Annotated in this window: 10 protein-coding genes and 1 pseudogene; 3 read left to right on the top strand and 8 right to left on the bottom strand. The window is 69.9% G+C overall.

Going from position 1 to position 17060, the window contains the following annotated elements:
• Positions 1-11 precede the first annotated feature (11 nt).
• The gene (gene serS / locus JJJ14_RS00390) at positions 12-1292 is read right to left on the bottom strand and encodes a serine--tRNA ligase (protein ID WP_003788368.1); all 1281 of its coding nucleotides are present in this window, start codon (positions 1290-1292) and stop codon (positions 12-14) included.
• A gap of 561 nt (positions 1293-1853) precedes the next feature.
• Here serS and JJJ14_RS00385 point away from each other — a divergent pair.
• Entirely contained in the window at positions 1854-2798 is a 945-nt protein-coding gene (locus JJJ14_RS00385) for a hydrogen peroxide-inducible genes activator (protein ID WP_003788370.1), read from the top strand.
• Between the two features lie 107 nt (positions 2799-2905).
• Positions 2906-4126, top strand: a complete 1221-nt coding sequence (locus JJJ14_RS00380) for a diacylglycerol/lipid kinase family protein (protein ID WP_201444363.1) — start codon at positions 2906-2908, stop codon at positions 4124-4126.
• A 58-nt stretch (positions 4127-4184) separates the two neighbouring features.
• Here the strand turns inward: JJJ14_RS00380 and JJJ14_RS00375 are convergent, their stop codons facing one another.
• Together JJJ14_RS00375 and JJJ14_RS00370 are read right to left on the bottom strand one after the other, a co-directional pair.
• The gene (locus JJJ14_RS00375) at positions 4185-5579 is read right to left on the bottom strand and encodes an amidohydrolase (protein ID WP_201444362.1); all 1395 of its coding nucleotides are present in this window, start codon (positions 5577-5579) and stop codon (positions 4185-4187) included.
• A gap of 33 nt (positions 5580-5612) precedes the next feature.
• Positions 5613-6206 (bottom strand): TetR family transcriptional regulator, encoded by a 594-nt coding sequence (locus tag JJJ14_RS00370; protein ID WP_070511159.1) that lies wholly within the window; start codon positions 6204-6206, stop codon positions 5613-5615.
• Positions 6207-6321: 115 nt separating this feature from the next.
• Between JJJ14_RS00370 and JJJ14_RS00365 the strand changes: the two genes are divergently transcribed.
• The gene (locus JJJ14_RS00365) at positions 6322-7566 is read left to right on the top strand and encodes an MFS transporter (protein WP_101588094.1); all 1245 of its coding nucleotides are present in this window, start codon (positions 6322-6324) and stop codon (positions 7564-7566) included.
• Positions 7567-7758: 192 nt separating this feature from the next.
• On the opposite strand, the gene efeB is transcribed toward JJJ14_RS00365, so the two are convergent.
• The 5 genes and pseudogenes from efeB to JJJ14_RS00340 form a co-directional block, all read right to left on the bottom strand.
• On the bottom strand, positions 7759-9306 hold the full coding sequence (gene efeB / locus JJJ14_RS00360) for an iron uptake transporter deferrochelatase/peroxidase subunit (protein ID WP_201444361.1): 1548 nt from the start codon (positions 9304-9306) through the stop codon (positions 7759-7761).
• Positions 9307-9351: 45 nt separating this feature from the next.
• On the bottom strand, positions 9352-10680 hold the full coding sequence (gene efeO, locus JJJ14_RS00355; RefSeq protein ID WP_009406758.1) for an iron uptake system protein EfeO: 1329 nt from the start codon (positions 10678-10680) through the stop codon (positions 9352-9354).
• A gap of 57 nt (positions 10681-10737) precedes the next feature.
• Positions 10738-11687: pseudogene (efeU, locus tag JJJ14_RS00350) on the bottom strand (iron uptake transporter permease EfeU).
• 565 nt (positions 11688-12252) lie between these two features.
• Entirely contained in the window at positions 12253-13818 is a 1566-nt protein-coding gene (locus JJJ14_RS00345; protein ID WP_201444360.1) for an MFS transporter, read from the bottom strand.
• Complete coding sequence (locus JJJ14_RS00340) at positions 13815-16994, bottom strand: glycoside hydrolase family 2 TIM barrel-domain containing protein (RefSeq protein ID WP_201444359.1); 3180 nt, start codon at positions 16992-16994, stop codon at positions 13815-13817. Before JJJ14_RS00340 ends, JJJ14_RS00345 begins: the two co-directional genes overlap by 4 nt.
• Positions 16995-17060: the final 66 nt, after the last annotated feature.

Here is a 17060-nt window from a genome sequence, read left to right as displayed (position 1 = left end):
AGGGCCGGTCCTCAGGCGGTGGCGCCGACGGGCTCGATGACCTCCAGGCCGCCCAGGTAGGGGCGCAGTCCCGTGGGCACGCGCACCGAGCCGTCGGCCTGCTGGTGGTTCTCCAGGATGGCGACCATCCAGCGGGTGGTGGCCAGGGTCCCGTTGAGGGTGGCCACGGGGCTCGTGCCGCCTTCGCGGCGCTCGCGCACGGCCAGGCGGCGGGCCTGGTAGGTGGTGCAGTTGGAGGTGGAGGTGACCTCCATCCAGCGCTGCTGGGTGGGCAGCCAGGCCTCGCAGTCGAACTTGCGGGCGGCGGAGGAGCCCAGGTCCCCGGCGGCGGTGTCGATGACCCGGTAGGGCAGCTCGACCAGGGCCAGCATCTCCTCCTCCATGGCCAGGAGCCGGGCGTGCTCGGCCTCGGCGTCCTCGGGGCGACAGTAGGAGAACATCTCCGCCTTGTTGAACTGGTGGACGCGGATGATGCCGCGGGTGTCCTTGCCGGCGGCCCCGGCCTCGCGCCGGTAGCAGGTGGACCAGCCCATGTAGCGCTTGGGCCCGGCGGACAGGTCGAGGATCTCGTCGGCGTGGTAGCCGGCCAGGGCCACCTCGGAGGTGCCGGTGAGGTAGAGGTCGTCGGCGGGCAGGTAGTAGATCTCGTCGCTGTGGGCGCCCAGGAAGCCGGTGCCGCCCATGACCTGCGGGGTGACGAGGGTGGGGGTGGTCATCGGGGTGAAGCCGTGGGCGACGGCGGCGTCCAGGGCCGCCGTCATGAGGGCCAGCTCCAGGCGCATGCCCCAGCCCTTGAGGTAGTAGAAGCGGGCCCCGGAGACCTTGGCGCCGCGGCGGGTGTCGATGATGTCCAGGCCCTCGCCGATCGCCAGGTGGTCGGCGGGCTCGAAGCCCTCGGCGGCGAAGTCGCGGGGCCGGCCGCCCTCGTGGCGCAGGACGACGTAGTCCTCCTCGCCGCCCGAGGGCGCCCCCTCGATGAGGTTGGCGAACTGGCGGGCCAGGTCGTCGAGCTCGGCGGCGGCGGTCGAGGAGGCGGCCTCGGCGGCCTTGACCTGCTCGGCCAGCTCCTTGGCGTTGGCCAGGATCGCGGGGCGCTCCTCCGGGGAGGCCTTCCCCACGGACCGGGAGACCTGCTTCTGCTCGGCGCGGAGGTTCTCGAAGGCGGCCAGCGCCTGACGGCGGGTCTCGTCGGCGGCGATGACGCGGTCGACGAGATCGACGTCGGCACCACGGGCTCGCTGGCTGGCGCGGAAGGGCTCGGGGTTCTCACGAAGCGCACGCAGGTCGATCATGGTCCCGAGTGTAGTCAGGACCGCGGCCCAGACAGCATTCGATCAGCACCTGAGCCGATCCGGGCCGCGAGCGCGGCGGACGGCGCAGACCGGGAGAGCCGGGGACGACCAAAGTCACGGGCAAGTGGCTGAGCCAACACTCGAGGCCGCAGCGGACCGGAATCGACGTCAACGCCCCAGCGCCCACCCCGCCGTCAGGGCGACCCGAGGGCCTGGAAACCCTGGAATCATCCGGGAGATTGGATGGCCGCGGCGCGAGTCCGGTGAGGTCGCGCCCCATACACGCTCGCCCCCACCCGCACTACCGCCCGATGGCGAACGTGACCCACTTCCCTCTTACCAACGCAATCCACCTGTGAATAGAATCCATTTCAATCGGTGCACCCTATCGTTCCCGACGGTGTTTCCGAGCCGCCACGTCGGAGGCTCGCCCACACCACCCACGCACCACTCTCCCCACCACCTCCCGGCTAGTCGTCTGTCCCCGATTTTCTGTCACTCCGTCATATCAGGCTCGCCGACCGCCATGAATGCGGGCCCCCAACCACAGGACCACAACTCATGCCGACCACATCATCTCCGTCCTTCTCCCAGCTGAGGGCCTTCGTAGCGCTGTGCGACCACCAGCACTTCGGCGAGGCCGCCACGGCGCTCGGCGTCAGCCAGCCCAGCCTGTCCCAGGCCATCACCGCCCTGGAGAAGCGCGTCGGCGGCGAGCTGGTGGAGCGCACCACCCGCCGCGTCCTGGTCACCTCCCTGGGCGAGGCCCTGCTGCCCTACGCCCGGGACGCCGTCCTGGCCGCCGAGGCCTTCAGCGAGGCCGCCTCCAGCCAGGGCGCCGCCCTGAGCGGCACGATGCGCCTGGGCATCATCCCCACCATCGCGCCCTACCTGGCCCCCGTTCTCATCGACGGCCTGCGCGAGGCCCTGCCCCAGATGGACCTGGACCTGCGTGAGATGGTCACCGGGGACAACCTCGACCAACTCGCCCAGGGGCGCCTCGACGCCGCCATCATCGCCCTGGAGGACGACCTCCAGCGCACCACCGCGATCCCGATGTTCGACGAGCCGCTCGTCGTCCTCACCGCCGCCGGCCACCCCTGGGCCGGCCGCACGGACGTGAGCCCCACCGAGCTCGACGACCAGCCCCTCCTCCTGCTCGACGAGGGCAACTGCCTGCGCGACCAGACCCTGGCCCTGTGCCAACGCTACGGCTCCCAGCCCCCGGTCGCGGTGGCCACCACCCTGTCGACGGTGACCCGCATGGTCGCCCACGGCTCGGGCGTGACGATCATCCCCGAGGGGGCGCTCCAGCTGCTGACCCCCTCCTCGGAGTACGGCATCGCCCGTTTCGGCGACGAGTCGCCGATGCGCCGCATGGGCCTGGTGCACCGGGTCTCCTCCTCCCGCGGCGCCGACTTCGCCCAGCTGGCCGAGCTCATCTCGCGCCTGGTCAAACAGGCCAACCTGCCTGTCACCCCCGTCACGGACCAGGCTGCGGCCTGAGCTGTCCTTGGGGGCTCCCCTTGCCGGCGGCGCACACTCGATTCCTTTCCGCTCGACAGCGCCCCGCAAGCCGTGACCCGGGCCGCCCGGGCGACTAGCCTGCCCCTATGACGGGCGGCACCGACGGCGGCACCCGGGCGACGACGCGCACCGGGCGACCACTGGCCTGCGTCGTCGTCAACCCCTCCAAGCCGCGCGCCACCGCCGCGGTGCGCTCCCTGCTGGAGGGCGAGCTGCGTGAGGCCGGATACGCCGGGCCCGTGTGGCTGGAGACGAGCGTCTCCGAGCCCGGCATGATGCAGGCGCGCCTGGCCCTGGCGGCCGGGGCGAGCCTGGTGGTGGCCGCCGGCGGTGACGGAACGGTGCGCTCAGTGGCGGCCGGCCTGGCCGGCACCGGCGCCCAGATGGGCATCGTCCCACTGGGCACGGCGAACCTGGCGGCTCGCAACCTCGAGGTGCCGGTCGGGGACGCTCGGGCCGCGGCCCGAGTGGTGGCCCACGGCGTCGACCTTCCCGCCGACCTGGCCTGGGTGCGTACCGAACCCTGGTCCGATCCCGGCGCCCTCCCCGACCCGACACCGCCAGGTGACCCCCGCGGGCGGGCCGACTCCGCACCCTCCACACCCCTGACAGGCCGAGCCGCAGCAGCCCCGCCGGACTCCCCGCCCACTCCGGCCGACCCGGCCGACTCCCGGCAGCTGTCGGCCGAGGCGGCCCGGGCTGTGCGCACGATTCAGAGGGCGACCCGCCGACCGCATCAGTGGACCCGACCCACACTCGGCGACGAGCACGCCTGCATGGTGGTGGCCGGGATCGGATTCGACGCCGGACTGGTGGCCTCCACGCGCCCGGCCCTCAAGGCGAGGGTCGGTTGGGGCGCCTACGCGCTGGCGGCCATGGAGAACCTGGGCTCTCCGCGCATGGACCTGGTGCTCAGCCTGCGAGACGAGGCCGGCGCGCGGCGCGTGGAGCGCCTGCGGGCCCGCAACCTGCTGGTGGCCAACGGGGGCCGGCTCCCGGCCGGAATCACCCTGCTGCCGCAGGCCCGTACCGATGACGGCCTGCTCGACGTCGCCGCCATCGACACGGTGGCGGGCCTGGCGGGCTGGAGCTCACTGGCGCGCCAGGTGCTGCCGCCCTACGCGGCGCACTACTCCGAGTCCGGCCGCTCACTGGGTCGGGTGATGCTGCGCCGCGGCGGGGAGGTGGCCGTCCAGCTCTCGGCGCCGGCCCTGGTGGAGGTCGACGGCGACCTGCTGGCGCCCACGCAGAGCATGCGGGTGCGCCTCGACCCCGGGGCGCTGCTCATCCGCCGCCCGGCGGCCTGAGAGCCGACGCAGCCGGGGCGGCCGGGGCAGGTGCGGGCCAGGGCGGAGTGAGCCCGCCTCACTCCTCCCAGAAGTCGGCGACGTCGATCGTCCCGCCAGTGGCCTCGAAGTCGGCGCGCACGGCCCGGCGCAGCTCGGCGTCGTGCAGCCAGTCCAGGGCGACGGCGGCCAGCCCGTAGGCGCCGTCGAGCGCGGCCACATCCCCGGTGGGGGCGCCGGCGGCCTCGGTCATGGCGGGGGTGTGGAGGGCGACGTCGGGCCGGTCGGTGACCTTGATGAGCGGGTGGATGCCGGGCACGCGCTGGGACACGTTGCCGAAGTCGGTGCCGGCGGCGATGGTCTCGGGCAGGACCCCGGCGGCCAGGGGGTCGCGGCCGCGCTCGCGCTGGGAGCGCACCCAGGAGGTCAGCAGGGGGCCGTTGTCGCGGACGGGGACCTCGTTGCAGTACTCGGAGGTGAGGATCTCAATGCCCGTACCGGTCATGAGGGCGGCGCCATGGAGGACCTCCTCGACCCGCTCGGCGATCTCCTTGAGGGTCTCGAGGTACTTCGAGCGCACCATGATGGACAGCTCGGTGCGCTCGGGGATGATGTTGGGGACCTGGCCGCCGTCGGTGATGATGGCGTGGAGGCGGTCCATGGGGAGCATCTGCTGGCGCAGCAGGCCGATGCCGGTCAGGGCCAGGGTGGCGGCGTCCAGGGCGTTGCGGCCCATGAAGGGCTGGGAGGCGGCGTGGGCCGGCACGCCGTGGAAAATGACGCGCAGGCGGCGCACGCCCAGCCAGGTCTGGTGGGTGACGTCGTGGGCGTAGGAGTGGGTCTGGATGGCGGCGTCGACGCCGTCGAGCATGCCGCGCACGGCCAGGATCTCCTTGGCGGTTGAGTTCTCCTCGGCGGGCGTGGTCTGCAGGACGACGCGGCCCGGCAGGGAGCCTGGGCGGGTGCGGGCCAGGGCGGCCAGGGCGAGGAAGGCGCCCACGGAGTTGGCGCACATGACGTTGTGCCCGCAGCCGTGGCCGATGCCGGGCAGGGCGTCGTACTCGGCGAGGATGGCGATGGTGCCGGCCGACTCACCGGAGCCTCCGGCCACCGCGTCCGCGCCGCCGCCTCCGGGGATCTCAGCGCGCAAGGCGGTGTCCATGCCGTAGACGCCGACCTCGGGCTCAATGCCGTGGCGGCGCAGGAGCTCGGCGACCGTGGCCACAGCGTGGTGCTCCTCATAGCCGGTCTCGGGGTGGTCGTGGATGTCGTGGGAGAGCTCGACGATCTGCGGGGCCAGCTCGGCAACGGCCTGCCCCAGGGCAGCGCGCAGAGCGGTGGGGGCTCCGGCGTCGTCGGGCAGGGCCGGTGCCGGGCCGACGACGCCGCGGCGCTCCTCGGTCTCGGCGAGCATGCGCTCCTGGATGGCGCCGGAGGGGACGGTGGGGCGGGTCAGGTCGTTCAGGTCGCGCATGGCTCTATCTTGGCCCAGCCGGCCTCCCCGCGCTCAGTCGCGAGGTGCGGCGAGCCGACGGGCCGCGTCGACGACGACGGCGCGCTGACGTTCGTGCGCCTCCTCATCCTCGAGGGGCCCGCACAGCATCCGGGCCACCTGAGGCACGGTGGACCACCAGCCGGTCAGCGACATGAGCATGACCATGAGCGCCCCCGGGTCGATGTCCCGGGTGAGGACGCCGGAGTCCTGGCCACTGCGCACCCCGGCGATCTTGCGCTGATAGTGCTCGCGCCGCAGCTCCTCCTCGGGTACCTCGTCGTCGAAGGTGAGGGCCTCCCAGCACAGGAGCCGGATGAGCTCGGGGCGCTGCCGGTGGTAGTCGTAGAGGCGCCCGGCGTAGTCCCCCGCATCCTCACCGTCGTCGAAGGCGGGCGGTACGGCCTCGGCAGCCCTGGTCAGCTCGTCGCGCAGGACTGCGGAGAACAAGCGGTCCTTGGAGCCGAAGTAGTTGTAGACGCGCTCCTTGTTGACCCCGGCCCGCTTGGCGATCCGCTCGACGGTGGTCCCAGCAGGCCCACGGAGAGTGAACTCGGCGGTGGCGGCGTCCTTGATCTTGCGCTTGGTCCCCTCGGTGTCCCAGGCCATGACACTCCGTCTCCCGTGTCCGCGAGCGCCGGCGGCAAACTCCAACGCTACCGTTGCAACTACTCCTCCAGTCTACTAGGGTCATTTCCAACGCTTACGTTGGAAAGGGGCTCTCATGTCTCCCGTGCACCGACCCGATCAACATCCCGACGTCCCCCACTCCCCCGAGTCCTCGACCCAGTCGACGACTCGGTCGGCCTCTCCCGTCTACCCCGCCGGCAGCGGCGCAACCGCCGCCCTCGTGGTCACCGCGCTGCTCGTCCTCACCCAGCTGTACGCCGCCATTCCCCTGCTCGCCCCAATCTCGACCGACCTCCATGGCAATGCCACTGTCGCCCTGTCGACGGCCTTCAGCCTCACTTACGCCGCAGGCTTCCTCATCTGGGGGCCGGTCTCCGACCACTACGGCAGGAGGAGGACCATGGCGCTCGCGCTGGGGACCCTTACCGTCTCCACCGTCTGCTGCGCCCTGGCTCCGTCGCTCCCAGTCCTCGCGGCCCTGCGCGCGATCCAGGGCCTGAGCGCTTCCGGTTTCGCACCTGTGGCCCTGGCCTACCTGTCCGAGGCGCTGGCACCACCGAGGCGAGCCGGGGCGATCGGGGCGATGTCGACGTCGTTCCTCGTGGCAGGCATCTTTGGCCAGGTGCTGGCCTCGCTGGTCGCGCTGCACCTGGGGTGGCGGTGGTTCTTCCCTCTGTGCGGCGGACTGCTGGCCGTGGCCCTGGCGGTCGTCCTCGCCGCCGTGCACGACGCCGCCTCCAGCCCTTCGGGCTCCTCGCTTCGGGGGCAGTTCGCATCGCTGGGCCGGCTCGCAGTCAGGCCGGCGGTTCTGGCGCTCAGCCTGGCGCACGTCACGCTGCTCATGGTGTTCGTCGCCATGTACACGGGGATCGGCGGCCATCTGGAGTCGCTGGGCATGCGGCCGTCGACGATCATTCTCGTTCGCCTGATGGCCCTGCCGGCCATGTTCCTCAGCCTCGTGGCGGGCCGGCTCACGGCCAGGTGGTCCTGGGCGCAGATAGCCCGGCTGGGCTTCGGGGTGTCGGCATTGGGCATGCTCGGTGAGGCACTGCTGGCGCAGAGCCTAGTGGGCCTGGTGGCCGGCAGCATCGTGTACGTCGCCGGGGTAGCGCTGGCTGCGCCGGCAATGATTAGCCTCTATGGACTGGTCTCCGCACCCAACCGCGGCAGTGGCATGGCGCTCAACGGGTTCATCCTGTTCGTCGGCACGAGCGTCGGCCCGCTCCTGGCGACGTCGTCGCCCACCTTCCGGACGCTGGCTCTCATCCTGGCCGGCATCCTGGCCATGGCACTGGTCGCGATCGCCGGTTTCAAGGCACTGGCCGACGCCGACCGCTGACTGCCACCCACACGGCGGGAGCGGCCGTCCCCATCGAGGACGTACTTTTGCAACGAGGACTGCGTTCTCCCCCAGATGGCGACGGGGAGATCCCAGTGGCCTGGAGGAAAGCACAGTCCTCGATCGGAAAGTACGTTCCGGGCGAGAACCGCAGCCACCACGGCGGCCCACCCGGCCCGCCTTACCCCGTCCTCAGCTGAAGAGCGAGGCGGCCACCATGGTGTCGCCCTCCTTGATGCCCGGGGGGATCGCGAACAGCGCCGAGGCCTCGTGCTTGAGGTACTCCTGGAGGGCGTCGCTCTTGGTCATGCGGTCCAGGATCGGGTAGAAGTTCGTGCGCGGGTCACGCACGAAGGCGATGAAGAACAGGCCGGTCTGCAGCTGCCCCAGGGAGTCGGAGCCGTCGGTGTAGTTGTAGCCGCGGCGCAGCATCCGGCGCCCCTGGTTCTGCTCCGGTGAGACGACGGCGATGTGCGCGTCGGCCGGCACGAGCGTCTCGCCCTTGTCGTCCTTGGCCTTGTAGTCCACGGCCGTGAACTCCTCGGAGGCCTTCGTGGGGTTGGCGATGCTCAGCGGTGCCCCGTAGCGCTTGTCGCGCCCCATGGTCTGTTCCTGCTCGATGAGCCGCAGCCGGTCCCAGATCTCGGCGAGCATGCGGATGCGCCGGGCCACGTAGTAGGTGCCGCCCGTCATCCACTCGGCTGCGGCGTCATCGCCCTTCTGGACCCATAGGTGCTTGTTGAGCTGGTCGGAGGAGTCCTCGGCCTTGATGTTGTTGGTGCCGTCCTTGAAGCCGAAGAGGTTGCGCGGCGTCTCCTGGTCCACGGAGGTCGACGACGTGCGCCCGTAGCCGACCTGGCTCCACCGCAGTGTGGCGGTCCCGAAGGCGATGCGGGTGAGGTTGCGGATGGCGTGGACGCACACCTGGGCGTCGTTGGAGCAGGCCTGGACGAGCAGGTCGCCGTCGGACTGGGCGGCGTGGAGCTGGTCGCCGGCGAAGGAGGGCATGCCCTCCTTGAGGACGGCGGGCATCTTGGCGGCCAGGCCGAAGCGGTCCTTGCCGTCGGCGTCGACGAACAGGCCCTTACCCACGCCGAAGGTGATGGTCAGGCCGTTGGGCTTGTAGCCCCAGGCCTCGCCGGTGTCCTTGGGCGGCAGCTGCTTGTTGGAGCTGGGCTGGCCGCCGATGAGCTCTCCGGCGGTCATCTGCTCGGCGGCCACGGCCCATTCGGACAGGAGGGTTTTCAGGTCCTCGACGTCGGTGGCGGAGACGTCGAAGGCCGCGGTGAACATGTTGTCCTGGGCGGGGGTGGTGATCCCCGCCTGGTGGTCACCCCGGAAGGGGTAGGTCGTGAGGATGGCCTCCTCGGGGCGGCGGGAGGCCTCCCAGGCGCGGCCGCCGGCCACACCGGCCAGGCCCGCGAGCGCGGCACCCAGGCCCGCACCGGTGAACATGGCACGGCGGCTAGTGCCCTTGGCACTAGGCTTCCCGGCCTGTCCGGGCTTCCCCGTCGCATCCGGCTTCTCCGGCTGGTCAGCCGCGTCGGATGCGCTCACCTCCTCGGGCTGCCCCGCCGCGTCGGGGGCCGAGTCGCTGTTACCCGGGCCCTCCGATGTCGGGGCCTGCGACTCCTGCTGCGCCTGCGCGGTCTCGTCCTGGGGCTCATCCAGGGTCTCGTCCTGGGCCGCGTCGTCGGCGACCGGGGAGGTGTCCGACTCGTGGGCCGGCTTGCCACTCACTGCTGTCTCCTTCCGGGGTGTCCGGGTTGTCGGGGTGCCGCCACCTCAGAGGATGGTTCCGGCGACCTTGGACAGCGACTCACTCAGGGCGTTGACGGCGTCGGAGAACTTGCGCTGCTTGTCGGTGTAGGCGTTCTTGTCGGGGGTCTCGCCGGCGTCCTTCTGGACCGCGGCGATGGTGGAGTAGTCCACGTAGGTGGGCTGGCCGTTGGAGGCCTTTCCGGAGACCTCGGCCGCGACGAGCTTCTCAACCGCCGCGAACTGGGTGGTGATCTTCTCTGCGAGCTTGGCGTCCTTCTTCTTCACGAGCTCCTCGACGTTGCCGTAGGCGACCTTGGCGCCCTCGACATTGGCCTGGAAGTCGTAGAGGTCGGTGTGGGAGAAGGTCTCCTCCTCGCCGACGATCTTGGAGCTGGCGACCTCCTCGAGGAGGCCGGAAGCGCCGTTGGCGACGTCCTCGAGCTCGAGCTCGAACTTCTTCCCGCCGGCGCCGGTGATGTTCCCGTAGACGAGGTCGTAGAGCGACTTGGTGTCGGCGTTGAGCTGGTCGGCGACCTTCTTGCGGGCAGCGTCGTCGGCGAACTTGAAGGGACTGGAGGAGTCCTGGGCCCACAGGTCGGCCTCGATGCGGTGCCATCCGGTCCATCCGGCGAGGACGTCCTTGTCCGTGACGGCCTTGCCGGCGCCGGAGGCGAGGTCCTGGACGCGGGTGTCCAGGGCGGCGTCGAGGTCGCCGGCCTCCTTGAGGCCGAAGGACTCGGCGGTGGGCTCGATGCGCTCGTAGAACTGACGCGCCAGCGGGTAGAGGCTCTTGGCGGTGGCGGTGTCGCCGGAGGTGTAGGCGGTGACGAAGCCTTGGGTGGCGGTGAGGAGCTGGCCGGTCTGGTCGCGCACGTAGGCGGTGTAGTTGGTGACGGCGGCCTCGCGCGCCTTGGTCTCGTCGGCACTGATGTCGACGGCGGCGCCCTTGGTGATCTTCAGCTCGGTGACGCCCTTGAGCTCGCCGACCATGTTGGGCTTGCAGGCGGCGTAGTAGGTGCCCTCCTTGAGGGACGTGGTGAGCTTCGTGGTGGTGCCGGGGCCGATGTTCTCCTGCTCGGAGACGATCTGGAGCTTGTCCTCGGTGAGGATCTCCAGCTCGTTGGGGGCCGAGCCGGAGTTGGTGATGGTGAAGGTGACCACGCCCGAGGGGAAGGAGGTCGAGGAGAGCTTGCAGGCGTCGTCGGTGAGGGTCACCGTGATCTCCTGGGACGCCCCGGAGCCGGAGGCGCCGCCCTTGGCGTTCTTGGGGTTGTCGGCGCAGGCGGCCAGGCCCAGGCCCATGGCGGTCAGGGGGAGCAGGGTGAGGACGTTGCGTCGCTTGATGGTGGGCATGGTCTTTCCTTTGTGAGGAGTGGCGTGGACAGGGGGTGGGGAGGGAGGTCGGGGTGGTCAGGAGGTCACGACGGCGTCGGGCTCCTCGGCGTCGGACTCGTCAGCGCTCACGGCGGCCGGGGCAGCCTCGACTGCGCGCGCGGGCGAGGGCCATCGGCCCGCGATCTGGAGGGTGAGGAGCACCAGGGTCGGGACGATGTAGACCCACCAGCCCACGACCTGCAGGACAGTGGGCTGGAGGTTGAACTGGAACATGGCCTGGAGCAGCACGTAGAGCCAGTGGAAGGGCGAGGCGCCGTCGGGCAGGTAGCGGGACAGGTCCCAGGCGTGGTTCGTGAAGCCGGGAAGAACACTCGCCTCCTGCAGGTCACCGACGCCGTAGGCGACGATGCCGGCGGCGACGACGACGAGGAAGTAGCCGGTCACGGCGAAGAAGACGCGCAGGTTGATGCGCACCGCGCCCTGGTAGATGAGGACACCCAGCACGATGGCCAGGACGAGGCCGGTGATGACGCCCGCCGTCGTCTGCATGGTGGAGCTCTCGATGCTGGAGCGCACGGTGGCCCACACGAACAGGGCCGTCTCGACTCCCTCACGCCCGACGGCGACGACGGCGATCCAGACGACGCCCCAGCCGGAGCTGCCTGCAGACAGGGACTTGGACAGCGACCCCTCCAGCTCGCCCTTGAGCTCACGGGCGTTCTTCCCCATCCAGAAGATCATCCAGGTCACCATGCCGACGGCGACGAAGGACAGGGTGCCGCCGAGGATCTCCTGGGCCTGGAAGGTGAGGGTCTTGGGACCCCAGGTCATGATGGCGCCGGCGACCAGCGGGTCATGATGGCGCCGGCGACCAGCGGGATGAGCGCCGCCAGCCCGACCCCCAGCCACAGCTTGGGCAGGGCGTCGCGGCGGTCGGCCTTGACGAGGTAGGCGACGATGATGCTGACAACGAGCGCCGCCTCCAGGCCCTCCCTCAGGGCGATGAGCAGGTTGGCGAGAAACACTCGACCTCCAAGTCACGAATCAATCTCAAGTCACGACGGTCAAGGTAAGCCTAGCCTTAGACAATCTCACCACCAAAGACTCTTGTTTCTCGCGTTCGTGTGGGATGAAGCCCAGTTTCGCCGGTCACACCGGCCCGGGTCGCCCCGGGGCAGTTCCGGCCGACGACGCCGCGGCGCGCCTCGGTCTGGCGAGCATGCGCTCCTGGACGGCTCCGGAAGGGACGGTGGGGGTGGGGCAGGACATTCAGGCCGCGGGCGAGTCCATCGCGGCCCAGCCACCCGCGCCGCGGGAGCCACCACCCCATCGAGGACTTACTTTCGGTACCAGGACTGCGTTGTCCCCCAGATGACTGCGGGGAGATCCCAGTAGCCTGGAGGACAACGCAGTCCTCGATCGGAAAGTACGTCCTCGGTGGCGACGCAGGCAACGACAACACGAGGGGCGGCGCGCCAGCGGAGAAGAACCCGCCTGCGCACCGCCCCGGGAAGGAGGGTGGGGGCGAGGGCACGCCGTCCGCGCGCCTCAGTCTCGCCCCCACCCACGAGTCGGGCCGCTCGTGCAGCCTCAGCTCGTCGAGTCCTCGCTCTCCGAGGTGCCCGCAGCAGCACCCGGGTTCCCGACGACGTCGCCACCACCGACGGCATCACCGGTCCGCCCCGTGGCCACAGAGCCCCCGCCGGACATCGCGGCGCCGACCTCCACCTCGGCCCGAGCATCGGCCTCCTCCTTGAGCCGGGTGTTGACCTTCTCGACGTCGAGCCGCATGAGCAGGAAGAGGATGAGCGCATTGGCCACGAGCGGCAACCACACGTACATCACGTAGATCATCTGGATGGCGGACTCCGGCTGGACCTTGAGGTCCCCGTCGTACCCGGAGGCGGCCAGCAGCCACCCGGAGAGGGCCGTGCCGAGGCCGCCGCCCACCTTCACGCCAAGCGACGTGCAGGAGAACATGAGCCCGTCGATGCGCTTGCCGGTGCGCAGCCAGGTGTTCTCCGAGGCCTCGGCGATGAGGGCGTTGAGCGTGCCCTGTAGCGAGCTCATACCCAGGGCCGCAACCCCGGAGAGAATCAGCATGAGCGGGAGGCTGTTCATGTAAGCGGCCACGAGCACCCCGAGCCGCCCCAGGGTCGCGATGACATAGCCGACGATGTTGATCCGGTACATGCTCCCGAAGCGACTCACCACCACCGGCGTGATGAGGAGCCCGATCATGAGTGGGATGTTGATGGCCCAGGAGAAAGTCTTCAACAGGTCCTCATCCCCCAGGACGTACTTCATGAAGTAGATACCCATGTTGAGCATGGCCGTGAAGATCTGGGTGAGCAGGAAGACGATGAGAATAATGAGGTAGTACTTGTTGGATACGAGCATCTTGGCCGACTCCCCCACTGAGAGCTTGTCCTCCTGGGGCTCGTCCTCACCCTCCAGCTCCTCAGGCGACAGCTCCTTGACCGAGAGCACCGAGAGCGTGTTGACCGCCAGGCCGAGCAGCGCGTAGATGATCGCCATCGTCCGCCAGCCGCTCGCGCCGCCGCCGAACATGGCCACGCCGCCCACGGTGGCACTCTGGATGAGCAGGTTCGTCCCGAAGGCGAACATGAAACGGATGGAGCCCATCTGCACGCGCTCGGCCCCGTTGCGGGTGATGAGCGCGGTCAGCGAGGAGTAGGCGATGTTGTTGGCCGTGAAGAAGACGGCGTTGAGCAGCGTGTAGGCGATGAAGAACCAGGCGTACTTGGCGGTGTCGCCCAGGCTCGTGGGGATCGCGAAGATCGCGATGAGCAGGACGGCACAGCCCACGAACCCCCACAGCATCCACGGACGGGCCTTGCCCATCCGCGTGTTGGTGCGGTCCAGCAGCGCCCCGAAGATGATGTCGGAGAAGCCGTCGAAGAGCCGGGAGACCATCATGAGCGTGCCGACGACGCCCGCATTCAGCCCGGCGGTGTCCGTCAGGTAGATCATGACGAAGGCGGACAGGAGGACGTAGACGACGTTGCCGGCGACGTCGCCCGATCCGTAGCCCACCTTGTTGTACCACTTCAGGTACTTCCTCTCGCTGGCCGCCTCCAGTCCGATTCCTGCTGCGGGGGCGCCGGTCTTCTTGCCGGCAGAGTCGCTGCTCATAGCGTCACCTCGTTGTGAGTGCTGGTGTGGGAGATAAGGGGGTTGAGCAGGAAATGGAGCTCCATCCCCAGCTCCTGGCTGTCCACCTGGTAGCGGGGCCGCAGAGCGGGCCCGCAGCTGTTGGATCCGATACCGGCCATGGCGGCGTCGAGGCATAGGACCGTGCTGCCCGACGGCGTCAGCTCGGTGTTGCGTCGCCGCGCGGCCAGCTCCTCCTGCGTGTAGCGGGAGGCGTTGAAGGAGAAGGGGGTCGGCCCGACAGCGGCCAGACTCAGCCCACCTCCGGAGAGGAGGACCTTGTTGCAGTCGGCGTGGCTGCCGTTCTCCTGGGGCCTGATGTAGTCCTCGTGGAGGTCGACGACGTCGGCGCTGAAGGCCCCGTGGTAGCTGGCGCGGTGCTTGTCGACGTAGCTCTCCTGCGGGCCCAGGCCGTAGTAGTCGACCTGGCTCATGGACTCGGGCAGGAAGAGGCGCAGCCCCAGGCGCGGCAGGCTGGGGAAGCCCAACGTCCGGCGCAGTCGCAGGCTCAGGCTCAGGACGCCGTCGTCGGCGAGAGTCCAGACGAGCCGTCCGCGCAGGGCGGGCTGGACCGAGGGCGCCACGAGGCCGACGTCGGCGCTGATGGTGACCCGACCGGGCGCCTCATCGACGTCGACGCCGTAGGCGCGGGCCACGGCCTGGTGGTAGTGGGCGCGCTCCCACTCCAGGCGCGCGTGGCGGTCGTTGTCGGTGGGCGCCCGCCAGATGTTGAGCTCCACCGGGCGCTGAAGGAGCTCGCGGCCCTCCGAGGACAGGGACACGGGCAGGCCGGTGCGCGTGTCGATGGCGCAGCTGAGACGGTCACTGTCGACCTCGATCCGGGTGCCCTCCCGCCTGACCGGCAGGCGGGTCTCGCCGATGGGGCGGTTGGCGAGCGCGGCGACCCACCGGTGGCGCCTGTCGGCGTTACGCAGGGCGATCTCGTCGAAGCCCAGGACGTGGCCGGCGGCCAGCAGCGAGTCGGGTCGGGCGAGCCGGTAGGTGACCAGCAGGTGGCAGCGGCCGGTGGGTGGAACCTTCGGTTCGCAGCGCAGCATGACGCTCGTGTGCGGCGGGACGGGCTCGACCAGGTCGAGGTCCTCGCGGTCCACGACGACGCCGTCGCAGCGCACCTCGTAGGAGATGCGCAGGTACTGGGACAGGTCGGTGTGGTCGAGGTCGTTGTGGATGGTGAGCAGGCCCTCCTCCTGGTCGTACTCGATGACGCGGGCGGGGCGCTGGACGTTCTTGAGCTCGGCGAGTCCCGGGTGGGGGACGCGGTCGGGCGAGACGAGCCCGTCGACGCAGAAGTTGCCGTCGTGGACGGCCTCGTCGTGGTCGCCGCCGTAGAGCTGGATCGGCCGGCCGTCATCGCTGGTCCAGGCGGTGACCGCGTGGTCGCACCACTCCCACACGAAGCCGCCGCACATGCGCTCGTCGGCCCGGATGATCTCCCAGTAGTCCTCGAGGTCGCCGGGGCTGTTGCCCATGGCGTGGCAGTACTCCACGAGGATGAAGGGCTTGTCGGGGTCGGAGTCCAGGTAGTCGCGGATCTCCTCGATGGCCGGGTACATGCGGCTGTACAGGTCGATGCAGGAGTAGTCGTAGCGGCGCTTGGAGTCGCGGTAGTAGGAGCTCTCGTAGTGAGTCAGCCGCGTGGGGTCGAAGTCCTTGACCCAGAAGAGCGCCGCCTCGAGGGTGCAGCCGTAGGAGCACTCGTTGCCGGCGGACCAGGAGATGATGCTGGGGCGGTTCTTCTCGCGGTGGACGCACAGCCTCATGCGGTCGACGGTGGCCTCGGTCCACTCAGGGTTGTCGGCGATGGGCTCGTTCCAGTGCTCGACCTGGTTGTCCCAGGATGGGTCGGCCAGGAAGCGGCTCTGGGTGCCGTGGCTCTCGTTGTCGGCCTCGGACATGACGTAGAAGCCGTGCTCGTCGCACAGCTGGTAGAAGCGCGGGTCGTTGGGGTAGTGGGAGCTGCGCACCGCGTTGATGTTGTGCTCCTTCATCAGGCGCAGGTCCCACAGCATGTGCTCCAGGTCGACGACGGGCCCGGTGGTCGGGTCGGAGTCGTGCCGGTTGACGCCGCGCAGGGTGATGGGCCGGCCGTTGAGGTGCACGACGGCGTCGCTCACCTCAACCTCGCGGATGCCCACCCGGTCGGTGATGACCTCACCCGGCGTGGTGATGACCAGGGTGTAGAGGTAGGGGTCCTCGGCGCTCCACAGGTGAGGGGCCTCCACGGTGAGCCGGGCGCGGTGGGTGTAGCCGTCGTCGCCGGCGAAGGGCTCCAGCTCACTGGCGGCCACCACGGCGCCGTCGTGGTCGATGAGCTCGACGGAGGTGGGGACGGGCCCGCCCCGGAAGGCGCCCTGGATCCTGACCAGGGCGGTGGCCGGGCCGGCGTCGAGACCGGTGCCGGAGATCGGGCCCAGCGAGGTGGTGGTGACGTAGTCGAACAGGACGGCGGCCGGGCGGCTCAGGAGGTAGACGTCGCGGAAGATGCCGCTGGTGCGGAACTTGTCCTGGTCCTCCAGGTAGGTGCCGTCGCACCACTTGAGCACCAGGACGGCCAGGCGGTTGGCGCCGGGGCGCAGGAGCTCGGTGACGTCGAACTCCGCGGAGGCGTGGGAGACCTGGCTGTAGCCGACGTAGGTGCCGTTGAGCCACACGTAGAAGCAGGAGTCCACGCCCTCGAAGGTCAGGTAGGTGCTGGGGGCGGCGGGGTCCGGGGTGTAGTCGAAGTCGCGGATGTAGGCGCCGCAGGGGTTGTCCTGGGGGACGTAGGGCGGATCGAAGGGGATGGGGTAGCGGACGTTGGTGTACTGGTGGTGGTCGTAGCCCAGGTGCTGCCAGGTGCTGGGCACCTGAATCATGGTGAAGCCCTCCGGGAGGTGGGCGGGGTCCGCCTGGCCGGGCTCGTCGCCGTCGGACGTGCCGACGGGGGCGTCCTGCTCCCAGAAGGGCTCGGTCAGCTCGTGGATGCTGGGCAGGTAGCGGAAGGCCCACTGGCCGCTGAGCAGGTGGAAGCGGTCGGAGTCCTCCCGCCTCCAGGGGCTGGTGGCGATGGGGCGGGATGCGGGCACGTAGTAGGAGCGTGGCGGCAGCGTGTGTTCATGGAGGACGTCGAGGTCCTCGAAGTGTCTCGGAACGATCATTGTTCGGCTCCCCATGGGGTTGACGGGAACAGAGGACGCGCAGCAGTGCGACGCCTGCGTGGTGAC

This window comes from Actinomyces sp. HMT 175, assembly GCF_016694895.1.
In the GTDB taxonomy this organism is placed as follows: Bacteria; Actinomycetota; Actinomycetes; order Actinomycetales; family Actinomycetaceae; genus Actinomyces; species Actinomyces oris.
Note: the sequence above shows the minus strand (reverse complement) of the source record. Positions and strands in the feature narration are given on the sequence as shown.